The 18,283-nt window shown below is 39.5% G+C and carries 18 protein-coding genes and 2 pseudogenes; 15 read left to right on the top strand and 5 right to left on the bottom strand.

What is annotated here, in order from left to right; all coding sequences use genetic code 11:
• Positions 1–28 precede the first annotated feature (28 nt).
• The 5 genes from D0466_RS16760 (at position 29) to D0466_RS16735 (ending at position 4,868) form a co-directional block, all read left to right on the top strand.
• Complete coding sequence (locus D0466_RS16760; RefSeq protein WP_117323696.1) at positions 29–1,372, top strand: amino acid permease; 1,344 nt, start codon at positions 29–31, stop codon at positions 1,370–1,372.
• Between the two features lie 199 nt (positions 1,373–1,571).
• The gene (locus tag D0466_RS16755; RefSeq protein ID WP_117323695.1) at positions 1,572–1,727 is read left to right on the top strand and encodes a DUF1540 domain-containing protein; all 156 of its coding nucleotides are present in this window, start codon (positions 1,572–1,574) and stop codon (positions 1,725–1,727) included.
• A 241-nt stretch (positions 1,728–1,968) separates the two neighbouring features.
• Positions 1,969–2,937 (top strand): NAD(P)-dependent alcohol dehydrogenase, encoded by a 969-nt coding sequence (locus tag D0466_RS16750; protein ID WP_117323694.1) that lies wholly within the window; start codon positions 1,969–1,971, stop codon positions 2,935–2,937.
• Positions 2,938–3,783: 846 nt separating this feature from the next.
• A complete protein-coding gene (locus D0466_RS16740) occupies positions 3,784–3,978 on the top strand; it encodes a YwbE family protein (RefSeq protein ID WP_117323692.1) in 195 nt (64 codons plus the stop codon).
• Positions 3,979–4,496: 518 nt separating this feature from the next.
• Complete coding sequence (locus D0466_RS16735; protein WP_117323691.1) at positions 4,497–4,868, top strand: cyclic-phosphate processing receiver domain-containing protein; 372 nt, start codon at positions 4,497–4,499, stop codon at positions 4,866–4,868.
• Positions 4,869–5,638: 770 nt separating this feature from the next.
• Here D0466_RS16735 and D0466_RS16730 read toward each other — a convergent pair.
• Positions 5,639–5,743 carry a YjcZ family sporulation protein gene (locus tag D0466_RS16730; protein ID WP_117323690.1) on the bottom strand — a complete coding sequence of 35 codons (105 nt, stop codon included), beginning with the start codon at positions 5,741–5,743 and terminating at the stop codon, positions 5,639–5,641.
• A gap of 129 nt (positions 5,744–5,872) precedes the next feature.
• Between D0466_RS16730 and D0466_RS16725 the strand changes: the two are divergent.
• The 6 genes and pseudogenes from D0466_RS16725 to D0466_RS16700 all read left to right on the top strand — a co-directional run.
• Positions 5,873–6,061 (top strand): annotated as a pseudogene (locus D0466_RS16725) (EamA family transporter); the annotation flags it as partial.
• 43 nt (positions 6,062–6,104) lie between these two features.
• Entirely contained in the window at positions 6,105–6,356 is a 252-nt protein-coding gene (locus D0466_RS16720) for an ABC transporter permease (RefSeq protein ID WP_117323689.1), read from the top strand.
• A 314-nt stretch (positions 6,357–6,670) separates the two neighbouring features.
• Entirely contained in the window at positions 6,671–7,897 is a 1,227-nt protein-coding gene (gene sstT / locus D0466_RS16715) for a serine/threonine transporter SstT (RefSeq protein ID WP_117323688.1), read from the top strand.
• Between the two features lie 417 nt (positions 7,898–8,314).
• On the top strand, positions 8,315–8,740 hold the full coding sequence (locus D0466_RS16710; RefSeq protein WP_117323687.1) for an ASCH domain-containing protein: 426 nt from the start codon (positions 8,315–8,317) through the stop codon (positions 8,738–8,740).
• A 385-nt stretch (positions 8,741–9,125) separates the two neighbouring features.
• Complete coding sequence (locus tag D0466_RS22290) at positions 9,126–9,269, top strand: hypothetical protein (RefSeq protein WP_158555931.1); 144 nt, start codon at positions 9,126–9,128, stop codon at positions 9,267–9,269.
• A gap of 362 nt (positions 9,270–9,631) precedes the next feature.
• Positions 9,632–11,092: an aldehyde dehydrogenase family protein gene (locus D0466_RS16700; protein ID WP_117323685.1), complete on the top strand. Its 1,461-nt coding sequence runs from the start codon at positions 9,632–9,634 to the stop codon at positions 11,090–11,092.
• A gap of 286 nt (positions 11,093–11,378) precedes the next feature.
• Here D0466_RS16700 and D0466_RS16695 read toward each other — a convergent pair.
• From D0466_RS16695 to D0466_RS16685, 3 genes and pseudogenes are all read right to left on the bottom strand, one after another.
• Positions 11,379–11,951: pseudogene (locus D0466_RS16695) on the bottom strand (thiazole synthase); the annotation flags it as partial.
• Between the two features lie 2 nt (positions 11,952–11,953).
• The gene (locus tag D0466_RS23655) at positions 11,954–12,043 is read right to left on the bottom strand and encodes a hypothetical protein (RefSeq protein ID WP_407675644.1); all 90 of its coding nucleotides are present in this window, start codon (positions 12,041–12,043) and stop codon (positions 11,954–11,956) included.
• A gap of 836 nt (positions 12,044–12,879) precedes the next feature.
• Positions 12,880–13,386, bottom strand: a complete 507-nt coding sequence (locus D0466_RS16685; RefSeq protein ID WP_117323683.1) for a hypothetical protein — start codon at positions 13,384–13,386, stop codon at positions 12,880–12,882.
• 97 nt (positions 13,387–13,483) lie between these two features.
• Between D0466_RS16685 and D0466_RS16680 the strand changes: the two genes are divergently transcribed.
• Both D0466_RS16680 and D0466_RS16675 read left to right on the top strand, forming a co-directional pair.
• Positions 13,484–14,086: a vWA domain-containing protein gene (locus D0466_RS16680; protein ID WP_117323682.1), complete on the top strand. Its 603-nt coding sequence runs from the start codon at positions 13,484–13,486 to the stop codon at positions 14,084–14,086.
• A gap of 312 nt (positions 14,087–14,398) precedes the next feature.
• Entirely contained in the window at positions 14,399–15,859 is a 1,461-nt protein-coding gene (locus D0466_RS16675; protein WP_117323760.1) for a protein adenylyltransferase SelO, read from the top strand.
• Positions 15,860–16,480: 621 nt separating this feature from the next.
• Here the strand turns inward: D0466_RS16675 and D0466_RS16670 are convergent.
• Positions 16,481–16,693 (bottom strand): hypothetical protein, encoded by a 213-nt coding sequence (locus D0466_RS16670; RefSeq protein WP_158555930.1) that lies wholly within the window; start codon positions 16,691–16,693, stop codon positions 16,481–16,483.
• Positions 16,694–17,101: 408 nt separating this feature from the next.
• Between D0466_RS16670 and D0466_RS16665 the strand changes: the two genes are divergently transcribed.
• Together D0466_RS16665 and D0466_RS16660 are read left to right on the top strand one after the other, a co-directional pair.
• The gene (locus D0466_RS16665) at positions 17,102–17,425 is read left to right on the top strand and encodes a thioredoxin family protein (protein ID WP_199484580.1); all 324 of its coding nucleotides are present in this window, start codon (positions 17,102–17,104) and stop codon (positions 17,423–17,425) included.
• A 116-nt stretch (positions 17,426–17,541) separates the two neighbouring features.
• Positions 17,542–18,207, top strand: coding sequence for a haloacid dehalogenase type II (locus D0466_RS16660; protein ID WP_117323680.1), 666 nt, complete (start codon positions 17,542–17,544; stop codon positions 18,205–18,207).
• The last annotated feature ends 76 nt before the right edge of the window (positions 18,208–18,283 follow it).

Below are 18,283 nucleotides of genomic sequence, written 5' to 3'. Positions count from 1 at the left end.
ATTAACAAACAACATGGGGGGATGTACCGTGGTACAGCAAGAGTTAAAAAGGGATCTCAAAAATAGGCATGTACAATTAATCGCAATCGGCGGTACGATTGGCACCGGATTGTTTTTAGGTTCAGGTAAGGCGATTCAATTAGCGGGTCCATCTATCCTGCTTGCTTATTTAATCGTAGGGATTGCAGTGTTTTTTGTCATGAGGGCATTGGGAGAACTGCTTCTATCAAATGCAGGTTATCAGTCATTTACGGACTTTGCCGTGGATTATATTGGACCATGGGCTGGTTTTGTAACTGGATGGACGTATTGGTTTTGCTGGATAATGGTAGCGATGGCTGATATTATAGCCGTTGGTGTATATGTGCAGTATTGGTTCGATATTCCTCAATGGGTACCTGCTTTAATCTGTTTAATCATTTTATTGGGGCTGAATTTACTCACAGTTAAGCTTTTTGGAGAGTTAGAGTTTTGGTTTGCATTAATTAAAGTGATTACGATTCTTGCTTTAATCATTGTAGGGATCATTTTGCTGGTTATTGGATTCCAAACCAATACGGGAACTGTTTCTGTCAAAAATCTATGGGAACATGGGGGCCTTTTTCCAAATGGGATATCCGGCTTCTTACTTTCATTTCAAATGGTTGTTTTTGCATATGTCGGAGTTGAATTAGTAGGAGTATCTGCAGCGGAAACAGCTAATCCGAAAAAAAGTATACCATCTGCGATTAATAAAATTCCGATGAGAATTCTATTTTTCTACGTGGGGGCTCTATTCGTCATCTTATGCATTAATCCCTGGGATCAATTAAATGCATCGAGCAGTCCGTTTGTTCAGGTGTTTGGTTTAGTGGGTATTCCAGTCGCAGCAGGAATTATCAATTTTGTTGTCTTAACTTCAGCAGCTTCAGCCTGTAATAGTGGATTATTTTCAACGAGCAGAATTTTATATAATTTAAGCAGACATAAACAGGGACCAGCCAGACTTGCTAAATTGAATGAAAATCATGTGCCAAGTGCTGCTTTGCTTACATCTACGGTTGTAGTTTCCATTGGAGCTCTTTTAAGTAAACTGATTCCAGAACAGGCTTTTAGCATTGTGACGACCATTAGCGCGATTTGTTTTATTTGGGTTTGGGGCATCATCTTAGTTTCCCATATAAGATATACTAAATTACGCCCGGATTTACGAAAAAAGTCAACGTTCAAAGCGCCATTCACGCCATTTATTAATTATGCAGTACTGGCACTGTTTGTGTTGATTTTAATTATTATGTTATTTGCTCAAGCAACCCGTTTATCTGTATTGATGACGCCGTTATGGTTTGCGCTTTTATTCCTATTGTATTCATTTAGCGGAAACAAAAAGTAAACAATAATTCCAAACGGCAGTAGTCTTTACTTTAGCCCAACGCAACTCTATATTAAATTGTTCTTGGCATCATGGCTTATCTTCTTCTCTAAGTTAACCTTAATTAGACGACTACAAGCCCTTTATTCAAAAATATTGATTTAATTCTCTCAAAAAAAGGGTATAAGGAACACAACCTTTGTAAAGGAGATGGTATTAAATGGGCATTGAAGTATTATGCAATGTGGAAAATTGTAAGTACTGGGCAGAAGGAGATAAGTGTATTGCTGACTCAATTTATGTCATCGGTGAACGTGGCAGAGTAGCTGGGAATGTTGAGGAAACTGCGTGCAAAACCTTTGAACACCGAGAATAAATTAAGGATTATCTTTTAACTGGATGGGTTAATTCCCCATCCGTTTTTTTTTTTTTGCGTTATCTCTGCTGAAAGGAAAACGATTAGTGAAAATGATGGTACCGTTTAGGCCTAAATAAATATTCTTAGGAAGTTCCAGTCTTGAATATGCTTTAGTTTGAATACCTTTAAATTATTGGGTCTTCTGCAGGTTTTAGCTATATAGAAATTGAATAGGTCAAAATAAATAAGGAGGAATGTTATGAAAGCTATAGTTTATAACAAATATGGGCCACCGGATGTTCTTGAGTTGAAGGAGGTCGAAAAGCCTAATTCCGGGGACAACGAAGTACTGGTAAAAATTCATGCAGCCGCGGTGAATTATGGTAACCTGGTCCTTTTAAAAGGAGAACCGTTTTTAGCCCGTTTTGCTTTTGGCCTCCTAAAACCAAAATACTCCATACCCGGAGGTGACATAGCGGGCCGGGTGGAAGCGGTTGGCCCAAATGTAAAGCAGTATCAGCCAGGCGATGACGTGTTTGGAGACCTGTCCGGTTGTGGTTGGGGTGGTTTTGCTGAATATGTATCTGTTCCTGAAAATGCACTAGCCCCGAAACCATCGAATATGTCCTTTGAGGAAGCTGCAGCGGTTCCCATGGCGGCAGTCACGGCCCTGCAGAGTCTACGGGATAAAGGTAAGATTCAACCGGGGCAAAAGGTCTTGATTTATGGTGCCTCTGGTGGTGTGGGGACCTTCGCAATACAGATTGCTAAATCATTCGGGACCGAGGTAACAGCTGTGTGCAGTACGAGAAATGTAGAAATAGTTCGATCGATTGGTGCAGATCATGTCATCGATTACACGAAAGAAGATTTTAGCAAACAAACAGAGCAGTATGATCTTATTCTTGGTACTAACGGATTTCAATCGATTTCAGTTTTTAAGCGTGCCTTAAGACCCGATGGAATTTTTGTTCATGTCGGGGGTTCCGGAGCGCAAATGTTCCAAACCATGGTCCTGGGGCCTTGGATATCTATGGCCGGCAGCAGGAAAATGGCCAGCTTTCTACAAAGGCCTAACCAAAAAGATTTGATCTTTATGAAGGAACTTTTTGAAGCAGGCAAAGTAAAACCTGTTATTGATAGACGTTATAAGTTGAGTGAAGTTCCCGAAGCTTTTAAGTATTTTGAAGAAGGACACGCTCAGGGAAAAGTGGTTATAATTGTGTGAATAACATTCGTGAAATTCCTGCCAACCGGCAGCTGATGTAATCGTTTGCCAACTTTTATAAGGAAGGTTTAAGAGATCCTGACTTATTGCTCCAGTACCATTATTGAGACATCACTCAGGACATATTGAGGCGATTGCCAAAAATGCTTATAATTTAATAGGCGGGGACTGGATAAGGTCACTGCTTTTTTATAGGCATTTAACAATCTTATCCAGGTCGTTGAATGGGCAGGTAGATGAAAATGTTTTTTTCTGGTATTTGCTGGTTTTTAAAGGTATTCTTTTTATAAAATGTCAGGGGGATTTAACTACCGGCGGTATTATGTTTAAAAAATGGCTTGGGCATCAACTGCGAACTCCAAGTGGCATTTTTAAATGGGTAGGAAGGTATATGGGAGAAAGGCAATTACGAAATTAACAAATGGACATTAGACCTCTATATTTTACAAAGATCAAGTGATATTAGAAATGGGAGTCGGTAATGGTTACACTATTACACTATCTAATGCAGCCCAAATGAACGGTTGGTGTTTATGAAGCATCCATGCCTAACCCGTGCTCAATTTAATGAGCGATTTATATATGGATAGCTCAAGGGTTTTATTGAAAACTGGAAGGTAAATAGAAATTGAACCAAAATCACTCGATCGCAAAACAACAAAACATTGTTATTGGATTAAAAACCAGTAACCAATATAATTCAGAAGAAATAGCAAATATTATGGAAGACAACATTAAAGCTAATACATAACTAAAAATGATTAACTTTTGTTTATGTACTCTACTTTACTGAATGATCAATTAACGTTTCGCTTCAGTTGATGAAACGTAAGGAGATGAAAGGTTATGCAAGGAACTAAAAGAGAAAATATAAAAAAAGGAACAAAAGTAAAAGTTGTACAAAAACAAGACCAGCGCACCGGAAAATTAACAGAAGGCGTCGTTTCAGAAATTCTGACTAATTCCGTTTCACATCCACATGGGATTAAGGTGAGGCTTGAGAACGGTATTGTGGGCAGGGTGAAGGAGATAGTGAATTGATAGGTAATATTCATCATGTTGTTTTTATTGTATAATATTCTTATATTAGCCTCTATCCTATGGTCAATTTACAGCCTGCTTTAAGAGCCGGGTAAACCGAAAAAGCTGATTGTGATGACAATGATTTCATCGGTGATTTCAATCGTGTTTATCCTTGCTGCATTATTGAAAGATGGTTGGTGAGTAGGGATGTGGATATGGTAATTAACAATGCTATATGTGGCATATGGTTTTTTTAATAAAATCAGTCGATTTTATAAAGTTATGAATAGAATTCTGACTATAATTGGTTTTTTTAAGGGAGATGCTTATGGAGTTAAACAACCCGTTGAATTGAAAAACCCACACCATAAGTATAAAAAGAATATTTTTTAAAAAGGTTGTCATATATTAGCTTTTAAAGACGAATACGCCCCGTTCTTACATTACTGTGGTATACTCGGTATATATAATCATATTATCTAGGGATTATTTGACTTTTCTTAGTCACTCCTTGTATAAGGGAAGGAGTATAAGAAATGGAGAAAATTAGCGTTTTCCTCGATGACTATCGGAAAGCACCCGATGGCTATGTATTAGCCGAGACTATTGACGAGTGTATGGAGCTATTGCGAAATTTTGATATTGAACACCTCTCTTTGGATCATGATTTATTAAATAGAACCAGGAATGGTTTAATGCTTGTTCAAAAGATGATTAAAGAAAATCTATTTGCAAAACGCATAACTATTCACTCTGCCAACTCAGTTGGCGGTAAAGCTATGTACCACTGTTTGAAACAAGCACAGCAAGATTTAATAATGTCCCCTGCGATTATTGTATCCTTACGCCCGCTGCCCCTAAATTTCTTCCCATCAAAGGTATTACAACATTATTTAGAAATACGGTAACTCTTCTCGCTTATATTTCATCCTGGATATTCTTTTTAATTAAATGTGTTTATGGAAATAGTAAAGCAAAATAAGACCCTTATGCCTTGTTTTTTCTTTAATTTCTTATAATAGAGACAGTAGTTAAGATAAAAAATATATTCAAAGGGCAACTTTATTACAATTTAGAGTTGCCCTTTATTCATTTTTCGCCTAACGGTAAATTGGGGCCGGTGAGAAGTTGAACTGCTATTAAAATGCCCGTTAGATTTTACAATCCATTTATGAATGTAAGATTGTTTGTGTAAAGACAAGAATAATATGCAATAAGCTGTATTCTAAAAACATACAACGCATGCTATTTTAGTTGAATTGCTGCAAGATTATTAGTTGTAATCTTAGTCATTTTAATATTTTACTAACATTGCTATTTAAAGTCACACGGATCATAAATTTTTTATCGTTTAATTTTTGTGAGAAAATTATGGATTGTCCTAAGGATAATTTGAGCTTTTAAGAAAAATAGAAAAATGATTTCGGACAAGATATTACAACTAAAAAGAACGGCATCCTGGACACGCTGAGGGGTACTTTCAATTTACTTTTATACAAAAAACCAGTGGATAGGTTTCACTGTTTTGATGTAGACCACCCCACATTTTAAGGAGCAGGTATATGGTGATAACGGCTTAACGTATTATATGTAACATACTGTTGGGATGCCGGCCTAAAATCAGTCAAAAAAAGCCTGACAGCCTGTCGGAAGCACTATCAGGCTTGATTTATCTACATTAATAGCCGCCAAAGCAAGCACAGCCAACAATCACCAATAATACGAATACTACAATGATGAAAGCAAAACTGCCGCCATAGAAGCCGCCAGCGTATTCACCCATATATAGCACCTCCTTTTGTTTAGTAAAAATATCTTACGGTTCATAGTATGTACAGCTTATTTAAACGGACAGGGTGAAGAGTTTGTCCTAATTCAAAATGAAGAAAAAGCCCAATAAATGCCTTGTCGATTTCTACTTTGGAATCGTGGATTACAAAAGCTTAACGCCTCAAGTGGCGGGATATTTTTCTTCTTTCAACCCGTGGTTGGAACACTACTTGGATGGCTGATTCTAGGAGAGCACATAGGTGTAACGTTTTGGATAGGCTCTATCCTATTTCTTTCAGGTGTTTTATTCGTTATCAACGAGAAAGAATAGTATTTAAAAACCCCTTCAACCGTATCTGAAGGGGTTTTGATTTTTGACTTTTTTGTTTGATCTAAAAGAAAAGCGTCCAAAGAGGGAGATGGATCTTCAACTCGAGCACCCGTCAATTTCAGTCGAAGGGAAAAACGATGTGTATTTTGCCAGAACAACTGACCTTGTTGCTTCTGGAAGAGGCATTACCAAAATTGATATAGAAAGTAAGAACAAAGTGTGCCTGATCGGTTCAAATATTGCAAAAAGAATTATTCTGGGGCCTCCTTGGAACTGGTTATATTTCAACTGTTGATGTCTTCATGGAGGATTCCGCTCAATCAGAAAAATATTGTAATATATCAAAAAGATCATTATAATGATATTTATTAGAAAGACAGTTGTCTTTATGGAGTGGAATTGAGGGTGTTGGCAGTCCACCTAGACAATATTCCTTCATAGTTTATTTTGGTTATGACCTCTGCAGCAACGTCTCAACTTTGCTGAAAAAGCATGTGAAACCAGGGTTTCACATGAATGAGCCAAAAATATATTGATCAACAGTTATAAATTTATTCTATCGCAGGGTGATTAAAGACAATTTTATCTTAATTTAGTGGGGGAACATCTATGAAAAGCATACTGAAAAAGTGGGGTCAAATCAGTCTGGTAAAACAAATCTTCATAGGTTTGATTATTGGTATAATCCTGGCTGTAACGATGCCGGAAGCAGCGAAACCTATTGTAATTTTTGGTTCTTTATTCGTAGGTGCATTGAAAGCAATTGCACCTGTATTGGTACTGTTCCTGGTTATGTCGGCCATCGCCCAACACAAACGTGGTCACAAAACGAATATGAAATCCATTATCGTCCTATACCTTTCAGGAACCTTTTTAGCTGGATTAATCGCAGTTGTTGTAAGTTTTATCTTTCCTGTAAGTTTAACGCTTGCAAAGGGTGCTGAGGGCGTGACGCCTCCCGGCGGTGTTGTCGAGGTTCTCAAAACATTACTGCTGAACATCGTTGATAACCCGGTTAAAGCAATTGTAAATGCGAACTATATCGGCATTTTAGCTTGGGCGGTACTCCTAGGCTTGGCATTAAGAAATGCTGCTGAAACGACAAAAACAATGATTGCCAATTTTTCGGATGCTGTTTCCAAAATCGTTGCATGGGTTATTAAGTTTGCGCCATTAGGAATCATGGGCCTTGTATTTACATCAATTACCACAAATGGATCAGAAGCGATATTGAGCTATGGGAAATTGCTTGCCGTATTGATTGGCTGCATGGTTTTTGTGGCGCTGGTTGTCAATCCGATCATTGTGTTTGCCGTTATAAGGAAAAACCCTTATCCGCTTGTTTTTAAATGCTTAAAGGAAAGCGGCATTACGGCGTTCTTTACACGCAGCTCAGCTTCAAACATTCCTGTAAATATGAAATTATGTGAAAAACTCGGATTAAATAAGGATAGTTATTCAGTATCCATTCCATTAGGTGCAACCATCAATATGGCTGGTGCCGCTGTTACTATTTCGGTTTTGACACTTGCAGCGGTCCATACACTCGACATTCAAGTTGACCTCCCTACAGCAATTCTCCTCAGCGTATTGTCAGCTATATGTGCTTGTGGTGCTTCAGGGGTTGCTGGTGGATCTTTATTGTTGATCCCTCTTGCATGCAGCTTATTTGGAATCCCGACTGATGTCGCCATGCAGGTGGTTGGAGTAGGCTTTATCATTGGTGTTTTACAAGATTCTTTTGAAACGTCCCTTAATTCATCCACTGACGTACTCTTCACAGCAGCAGCGGAATTTAAGGAATGGCGTAAAGAAGGAAAAATAGTAGATATCTAAAAAGCAGCATAAAGTAAAAAACCACGTAATCTCGGACCGCACCCCAATTGTTACACTTTGGCCAACAATTGGAGGTGCAGTTTTTTATGGCAAAATGGCCTGATTTGAAAGTGATTTAATTCCATTATCCAGAGAGATAATAAAATTTAAGATAATGAATTAAAGACCATGTTTTTGCTATAATAAGGAAATCTTACCCGTTAAAATTTAACCTTCTCACCTATGTAAACCCCTGTTCAAAAGTTGAAACAGGGGTTGTTTGAGCAAGACAAATTTAAATACGTGTGATAAAGACATCCAAATAATGAAGCGCTTTATAATGCCTTCTAAAAAGGAAGATGCTGGGCAGTTTAATAATATTTTTCTGGCGGGACACTATATACGTAAAAGTGATCTTTATAAGGTGGAGGCAATCTAATGAAGGTTTTATCAATGATTCAGCCTTGGGCAAGCCTTTTTGTTCTAAGAGAAGCGACATATGAAACACGATCATGGAGAACAAGTTATCGTGGACCTCTGGCCATTCACACAAGCAAAAAATTGGATAACGCTGTCTGTAGTAATGCCGCCATTCAGGCATTGCTTGGCAGGCACGGATATAACACTCAGGATCTTCCAACTGGTAAAATCATCGCCGTATGCAGGCTGGAAAAATGTTTGAGGGTAACTGAAAACAACGCAACTTGGGCGATACTAGAGGATGGAGCAATAGTATCAGGAAATGACTACTATTTAGGTGACTTTCCTGTGGGGGGTTACGCTTGGGAAGTTAAGGATATGAAAATGCTGGATAAGTTCATCCCAGCTAAAGGTAAGCTCGGATTATGGGAGTATGACATATAATGATTCACGGAATAGTAACAACATAATTTAGAGCTAGCATCTAACTTTTTTTACAAATAGGCGATGGGTTTTGGCCGGGGTAATCGATAAGCTTGATTCTTGATGAATTAGTCAAATAGCAATATACTTGCTATGCGGAAATTTGTCGAATGGTGTTCATGCCGAATAAAAGACGAAACCTTTTTGCGTGGATGAGCCGTGCTGTTTATTTTAGAAAGTATAGTACTTTCAGGGATGAATCGATAAATACATCTACCCAAGCATTTAACGAAATTCGCAAAGCGACAGATGGTGTTACACAGCAGACGGAACAAGTGGCTGATGCAAATTTCAGAGAGTAAAAAGGTGATCGTGCGCTTCAATTGATTCCAGTGCAGAAGCGGCAATGAATGCGGCAGCAGGAAAACAAAATGTATCAGCATCCACTCAGGAACAATTAGTTTCTCTGGAAGAAGGATCCGCATCCGCACCTTCATTATCGGGAATGGAAGAAGAGTTACAAACGCTGGTTCGTAATGTTAAAATATAATTTTGTTGAACCATCCGTCCAGCGTTGGTCCAAGAGACTATATTATTCAGTCATAGAACAATTTGGAGGGCCGATTTGGTTTTTTATCCAGCATAGGCAATACTATAGGTAGAAAACCACTAGTGCTGAAGAAAAAATTATATTTTTTTCAGTTTCTTGCTGTTTGTATTGAGTAGAACTATTAATAGTTTAAAAGAATTAAGAACAATGATGAAACAAGTGGATAATAGAGCCGATATAATCATTGTGCACGTAAGAAGTTTCCTATTTTTATTTACCAATAATTTAATAAGTGTGAGGGGATTTCTTATGCTACAACACAAGTATTTCTCTTGTAATATAAAAGTGGGGTGTTTTTGTCAATGTCAAGATTTGAAGAGTTGAATAAAAGCTTTATAAATGGTGAGTGGGTGGAAGGTGAAAGCTCACGCACTTATGATATAACCGATCCTTATGACAACTCAGTAATTACAACTGTCAAATTAGCAACCGCTGAACAGTTAAAAGAAACTTTTAAAATTGCGGAAAAAGCTCAAAAAGAATGGGCTAAATCCACAGCTGAACAAAGAAGAGAAATTCTTAGAAAAGTGCTGGAATACTATAAACAAAATCACGATGAAATCGTGAAAGTGATCGTTCGTGAATCAGGTTCTACCATTTTAAAAGGCAATATCGAATTAGCCATTACATATGATGAACTGGAGGCAGCAATCCAATCAGCTGGAGAACTGGATGAAGTGAGAACTATTCCTGCCCAGATTCCCGGAAAGGAAAATTATATCCACCGTCTTCCGTTAGGTGTCATTTCATCGATTACACCTTTTAATTTCCCTACCAATTTAAGCATGAGAACAATCGCTCCGGCTATTGCTTTAGGAAACGCGGTTGTTCATAAGCCGGATATTCAGGTAGGTCTGACTGGCGGCCAAATCATCGCAAAAGCTTTTGAATATGCCGGTCTTCCTAAAGGCGTATTCAATTCCATCCTGACTGATTTAGATGAAATTGGAGATGGAATGCTTGATAACCCAATTCCGCGTTTGATCAGTTTTACTGGTTCCACTGCTGTCGGCAGACATATTGGCAAGATTGCCGGGGAAAATCTGAAGAGAGTTGCTCTTGAACTTGGCGGAAATGGCCCACTGGTAGTCTTAAGTGATGCGGATGTTGACCAAGCTGTTGATGCTGCCATTTTCGGTAAATTTGTACACAATGGGCAAATTTGCATGATTACAAACCGTATCATTGTACACAAACACAAATACGATGAGTTCGTGGAAAAGTTTGTTGCGAAGACAAAGACACTAAAAGTTGGAGATCCAAAGGATCCTTCTACTGTAATTGGCCCGATTATCAATGAGCGGCAAGCTGAAAAGGTATTGGGGTTTGTTCAACAAGCCAAAGAAGATGGGTTAAAACTGGCTCTTGAAGGCAAGCGCGAAGGAAATGTGATTTCTCCATTCGTATTCATTGATGTACCAAACGATTCTACACTTGCTCAAACGGAGATTTTTGGCCCGGTGGCTCAAATTATCCCTGCTGAAACAGACGAGCAGGCAATTGAATTTGCCAATGACACTGAATACGGCTTATCTTCCGCAATCTTTACTGCTGATCTAGAAAAAGGCCATGAATTAGCCCTGCAAATCGATGCTGGCATGACTCATATCAACGATCAAACAGTAAACGCACAAGCTGACGTAGCATTCGGAGGCAACAAAGCCAGTGGTCTTGGCCGATTTAGCCATCCTTGGATTGTTGAGGAATTCACAGTAACCAAATGGGTTTCTGCTCAAAAACAACCACGCCAGTTCCCTTTCTAAGTAACGTAACCGTTGCAAGAAAGGCTAGTTTCATAATGATATGATCCCCTTAAGAAGACAGTGTAAGAAATAGGGTATTACACTTTTCTTGGAGGGGATTTTATATAGGAATTAGGGATGAAAATACTAACATAACAAAGAATAATTGAATTGAGGCTGAATTACAGGTCTATGTAAGTTCAGCCCTGTTTTTTCCTCTTTTCTGCGAACAGGTGTTTATCATGTTCAGCTGGCTGGAGATGTGGCTTGGTGGTTGTTTATGCCATGGAACTTGGAGCTGACGGTGTGCCGCATCCTTTGGAGAACCAATGCCGGCATCTATACAGGGACGGACTTTTATTCAATGATCAGTTTTAGGTTTAAGGGATTTACTATTCCTTTTCCGGAACCAATTGGCGAGGCACCCGGCATAATCGCATGTACCCCAAGCTGTTCCAGACGTTTTGCCAGGACAACATCATCAGACGTATAAGGCAATACTGTAATACCTTCGTCCAATAACATTTCAGACGCTTTCAAGGTCTCGACCGGATCAGGCAGAAGAGATTGATCGCAGCCGATTACCTCGACCTTAATTTCATGTCGCTTAAGCCTGATGCTTTAGCAAGCTTGGCGATTCTAACCGCTTCTTCAGCTGTTTTTGCTCCGGCGGTATTAGGATGTAATTTATATTTAGAGGGATCCAGTTGTTCAAGAAAATTCGGCTGGGATTCTTCAAAAATGTTCATTCGTCTTACCGCGAAAGTCAGGATTGCAGCCCCTGATTCTTCAACCGCTTTCTTCTGGATTTCAAATGATGGATATTTGCCTGTTCCAAGCAAGAGCCTGGAGTTAAACGTTTGTTTGCTATTTTTATCATGTTCATCCTCCTCCAACAAAATGAACGATTTCAACTTTATCTCCATAGGACAAAAGCCGTGAAGCATATTCTTCCTTGTTCAATTCAACCACAAGAATTTTATTGTCTAAATTGTAAAACAAAAGCAAATCCTGAATGGAGCCTACTTCCTCTGGTGGAAGGAAGTCCAATCCGCAGATGGGGGAATTGATCTTTTACACACTTCACTGGAAGGCCATGTGAAGGCAGGTAAATGTTAGTGAAATTCATAAGCAATACTGCATCCAAGCGATCGTTTATGACGATTTTTTTCTTTTTTAACCCCTCCCTTATCTAACAGCTGAATTAGGGAAAACAATTGCCGGGCATTTTTTGTTTTTTTCCGAATAAGTACGTAATCTACAATATTCCTTATTGAAATAATGATGGAAGCCAATCCTTGAACAGAATGCAAATCTCGGTTACTACAATTAATTTCATCAGTCTTAGCCCTCTATGGGGAAAATAGAATAAAATTTTTTGGTAAAAAGAAAAACCACTCTCCGAAACAGGAAAGTGGTTTGTAATTTGTACGTTAAAAATTCAGGGACAAATAGAATTATGGGATTCCCTAGTGATTACTGCCTTTATTAAATTTTGAGATAAAAATAATAAAATTTTGAACAATGTAAAAATAGTTGGCACAGGGTAAATTTTTGTGTTATCACAAAACCTGAAATAAAACAGCAAGGCCAATCCCTCCGCCGTTTCCGATTACGGCTAGTACATATTTTTCATGCTTCTTAGAGGAATGTTAACTTTTTCAGTTATATTTTAAAAGCTTGCAATGCAATATGTAAAACTGATTTTGAATTATGTTTACGCTTTTCTTGAACTTAGGAGTTAAGCTGGATAAAAAAACTGAGTGGGAGTATTTCTTCACTCAGTTAAATTAATTAATTTATAACAGCTATCGAATCAATGGCTTTAGGCTGAAATGGTCAAGGGCTTGATTGACAAGATCGATATCATATATTTTCTTCTCCAGACAGAACTGAATGACTAAATCAGAGGTGTCACTGTTTGATAACGTGTAACCAGCTGCACCCAAAAGCTCCTCGGTTTCCGTTTGATCCAGCTCGAGTGCTAAAGCGAGAGCGATGGTGGTGTTTTTCCCGGGGCGATAGTTGGGAACGGTTCGTATTTTGGAAAAATGCCTGCGGTCCATTCCGGCTTTTTTGTATATCTTTGAGTCACTTGCATCTTTTTTATCGAGAAAGCTAAACAAAACCTGACTCAAGGTTGGTTTACGCTTGGTGTTTATAAAATTTTCTATTTCATCTTCATCTATTTCCTCTAGGATACTGTGCTTTACATCATTGGATTCCAGATAAATATCCAATATATCCTCAGTCACGATGATTAAGTGACTTTCGACATACTCCTTCATTTGGATCAGTATCCTGTTATCTAGCATTTGGCCAGCCTCCTCAAAATGTCGCTTACCAGGCGACCACAATATGGAAAAACTCAGCTAATATTATATCATCAAAAAACAGAGAGGATGACTTATTATGGTTAGCGATGTAACAGAAATTATTTTCCTGCTTGATAGGAGCGGGTCTATGGCGGGGCTTGAGAGTGATACCATCGGCGGCTTTAACGCTTTGCTTGAAAAGCAATGCAAACGGGAAGGGGAAACAATTCTTACAGCCGTTCTTTTTGATGACAAGTATGAAATATTATGGAATGGAATTGATGCAAACAATGCCAGGCTCACGGACAAGGAATATTATGTGAGGGGGTGTACGGCACTGCTGGATGCAGTGGGAAAGACCATATTGGATGTCGGGCATAGATTATCGGAAATGAGTGAGGAACAAAGGCCAGGCAAGGTTATCTTTGTTATTACAACCGATGGTATGGAAAATGCAAGCCGTGAATTCAACTATGATACGGTGAAAGAGCTTATCAATCACCAGCAAGAGAAATACAGCTGGGAATTTATTTTCATCGGGGCAAATATTGATGCTGCAAAAGAAGCGGAGAGCATCGGGATTCATATAGAGGATGCATACGATTTTGAAGCGACAAGCACCGGTGTGGAAAGCATGTACCTTATGGTCGAGGAAGAGCTGTCAGAAAGAAGAAGGAAAAAATCCAGCGGTGAACTTTAATGGCGGATATGTAGTTTTGGCCAGTTAAAGAACGGGGTTGATTGTACTTATAAAACTATGGAGTGCCAAAAGCGATTATGTAAGTTAAGGATATCCGATGATTTACTCTCTGACGTCCCGGCTTTCGTATATACCTAAAGAGCATTAAAGGGCGTCAACTTTTTGTAGAAAGGGTATAATAAATGTATGGAAGCAGACGTAATTAAGAGCTGCCATGTGCGGATATAAAGCCAAGTGATAAAGAATGCTATCATTTTACTTTATGTGAAAGTAACTTTAGGAAAGAATGACAAAACAGGAAAAGGGGATACGATGACAAACAAAATAGGATGGAACTTAGATAACAGTTATGCCCGTCTGCCCAAGGCGTTTTATACCAGCCATACTCCGGAGCCTGTAGAATTTCCGAAGCTGGCCATTCTGAATGAACCGCTGGCGGCAGCATTGGGGTTGGATGTTGAGGCTTTGCAAGGTGAAGAGGGACAAGCGTTCTTTGCCGGCAACAAGGTTCCTGAAGGCGCTTCCCCGCTTGCCCAGGCTTATGCGGGCCATCAATTCGGGAATTTTACTATGTTGGGCGATGGCCGGGCAGTGTTACTCGGGGAACAGATTACTCCCGAAGGTGAACGGTTTGATATTCAGCTCAAGGGTCCAGGGCGGACGCCATACTCGCGCGGGGGGGATGGCCGCGCAGCACTTGGGCCGATGCTTCGCGAATATATCATCAGTGAAGCCATGCATGCGCTGGGCATCCCTACGACCCGCAGCCTGGCGGTCGTGACTACCGGTGAGGCAGTAATCCGGGAAACACATCTGCCTGGTGCTATCCTGACCCGAGTGGCTTCCAGTCATCTGCGTGTCGGCACATTTCAATACGCGGCTGCACGGGAGGCAGTGGAGGAACTTAAAGACCTGGCTGATTATGCAATAAAGCGCCATTATCCACATATTGAGGCGGATGAAAACCGCTATCTTTCATTGCTTAAGGAAGTAATTAAACGTCAGGCAGCACTGATTGCCAAATGGCAGCTGGTTGGCTTTATCCACGGGGTCATGAACACCGACAACATGACCATTAGCGGAGAAACCATCGACTACGGTCCTTGTGCTTTCATGGATACATATGATCCAGCTACGGTATTCAGTTCCATTGATACCCAAGGACGGTATGCCTATGGTAACCAGCCGGGTATTGGCGGGTGGAACCTCGCTCGATTTGCAGAAAGCTTGTTGCCGCTCATTCATGAAAAACAGGAACAGGCTGTCGAAATGGCCCAGGGGGCGATTTCTGAATATCCAAAGCTGTATCAACAAAATTGGCTTGGGGGAATGAGAGCTAAACTGGGATTGTTTAATGAAGAGACACAGGATGAATCCCTCATTAAAGACCTCTTGGATTTGATGAAAAAGCATCGTGCAGACTTTACCAATACCTTTCGCTCATTGACCTTTGGCAAAACAGAGGGTACGGAACTGTTCGGCAGCCCAGAATTTGCAAAGTGGCATGATCAGTGGCAGGAGAGACTTGGCAGACAGGAGGAAACAAAAGAATCCTCACAGGAGTTAATGCGGAACAGCAATCCTGCGGTAATCCCCCGGAACCACCGGGTAGAAGCAGCATTGGAAGCGGCAGTGACAGAAGGAAACTACAGCGTGATGGAGAAGCTTCTTGATGTTCTTTCAAGACCCTACGCGCATGCTCCCGAACAGGCTGAATACACCACGCTGCCTGCACCATCAACTCTTCCTTACCGAACCTATTGTGGTACTTGAATATAGGCAAGGGATCATTCCATCTGTGTTTCACAACCAATTTGACGCTGAATATTGGGATGCGGGCATATGGAGTTTGTCCAAGATTACATGAGGAATAGTAGGGGAAAAGGTTGTCCTGAAAGGGAAATGGCTTCGTAATTGAAATTTGGAAATGTTACTGTATCAAGCATAAAAAGGCTGTTTCATAGTCGGGAAATCAACTTATGAAACAGCCTTTTTTATCGCTGCAACCGAAGTGAGAGTTTTGTGTGTTATTTTGTAAGGATGCCCAGCAAGTTATGTATTTCACTATGTAAAATTCAACAAGTTCGCTGAAGATCCCTTTTTTCTATCTGCGTTTAACAAAGTTTTTGAATATCACATAGGCAATTGCTACCACTGCGACAATAATAAGTATTTTCATCATAATCAAAATTCCCCCATCCTTTTGTGTTTGTTCTCTTATTCCCCGAGTTGTTCATTAAAAAACACCAGAATGGTGATTTCGGTCTTTTTTAACCATTTAGTTTTATGAGGGCATGGTGGAGGAAAAAATAAAGGATTATGAAATTAATCAACATGCACATTATTGTAACAGCTGCATCAGTCGTCAGGGTTTTACGATGACAAAAGCCCTCCTTAAGGAGGAGCAACTTTCGTTTTGACTTCCATCTGTTCTAACACCCTTGCATATGACAAAATAGTCATAGTTTGAACGGCCATTTGATATCCCAACCATTTATTCCCATCTTCCAAATCTCCATTTAACGTATACTTTTGCAAAGGTTCCGGAAGGCATTTTGTTCCCGCTCCACCGATGACAAAATCTATGTTTGTCCCTTTTGACATCATATGTGGGACGAGCAATTTCAAATTCTCCTTGTTGCTTATACAACGCACCATTCTTACTATTCACAAGTGCCGTAACAATCATCCAAATATATGTAAAACAAAGGGAAACAGCATTACTTTAAAAAGAAAACACAACACAGAAGTCGCTTATTAATGAGATGATGAAAAATAAACGCGACACCGTCAAGCAAAGTCATCCAAAGTACTGAACAAATTAAAACCGGCACACAAGAATCTGCCTATGCCAGCCATAACATTACCAGTTCAATCCAGAAAATGGCATCAAGTTCGGAAAAACAGCATCACAGAACTTCAAAAAATTGTACAATATAAAAAAAAAAATTAAAATCTATTATAAGGACAAAACTTTTTTTCTGTTCTTTATCTATAGTGACGGAGGTTAAAATAATGATCGTAATCGAATCAGAACAACAGTTTAACGAAACAATCAAGGACGAACGTCCTGTGGTAGTCAAGTTTTTTGCAGGTTGGTGTCCGGATTGTAAAAGAATGGATGCTTTCTTGCCGTCCGTTTTAGAGAGTGGTTTTACAGAAATTCCTCTCTTCGAAATAAATAAGGATGCTTTTCCTGACATCGCTGAATCTTATGATGTTATGGGAATACCAAGTTTGCTGGTGTTTAAAGGCGGAGAAAAGCTGGGTCATTTGCATAGTGCAAACGCAAAAACTCCAGAACAGGTATCAGAGTTCCTTTCAAAATATTTTTCTTAAACTTTTCAAGAGCTTACTGCTTACGGGTGGTAAGCTTCCCTTTAGCTTCCATGTTTCCGGGGTGCGGCAAATATCTTAAATCCTTACTGCAGCACAGCAAAAGGAGGTAATATAACATGAATTCTAGTGTTAAAGCATTTATGTTCGATGTGTATGGGACGTTATTTGATGTACACTCCGTAAAAGAAAAATGTGATGAACTTTATCCTGGCAAAGGTGAAGAAATCAGTTTTTTATGGAGGCAAAAGCAGCTGGAATACGCTTTTTTACGTCAAATGATGGGCAGATATGATACGTTTATCAACATAACCAGGGACTCTTTAAAATATGCGCTGAATACATTTAAGCTTGAATATAGCAAAGAAAATGAACAATCGCTAATGGCGGCGTATAAAAACCTATCCTATTATCCAGAAGTGGAAAATGTGTTAACACAACTGCGGCATAAAAAACTTGCCGTTTTTTCAAATGGGTCCCGCGACATGTTAGAAACGCTTATTCACAATTCGGGCTTATCCTCCCTGTTCGATGAAATGATTAGTGTGGATGACGTTAAACAATATAAGCCAACACCTGCTTCTTATGGTTATGCATTGCATATCCTGGGTCTGGAAAGGGAAGAAGTGTTGTTTCTGTCTTCCAATGGCTGGGATATAGCAGGAGCAAAAAACTTTGGCTTTAAGACGGCATGGATCAACCGAAACAATCTTCCAATGGAAGAACTGAGCCTAGAACCTGACCGTGTTTATCCGGATATAAATGGCATCGTGGAGTGGCGATAATTTACATACCCCATTTTTGTAATAAGGTTATCTTCAAAAGTAATGGTGATTCTTTGATTCCAGAGTAATCATAGCT

The organism is Peribacillus glennii (assembly GCF_003429105.1).
Classification (GTDB): Bacteria; Bacillota; Bacilli; order Bacillales; family DSM-1321; genus Peribacillus; species Peribacillus glennii.
Note: the sequence above shows the minus strand (reverse complement) of the source record. Positions and strands in the feature narration are given on the sequence as shown.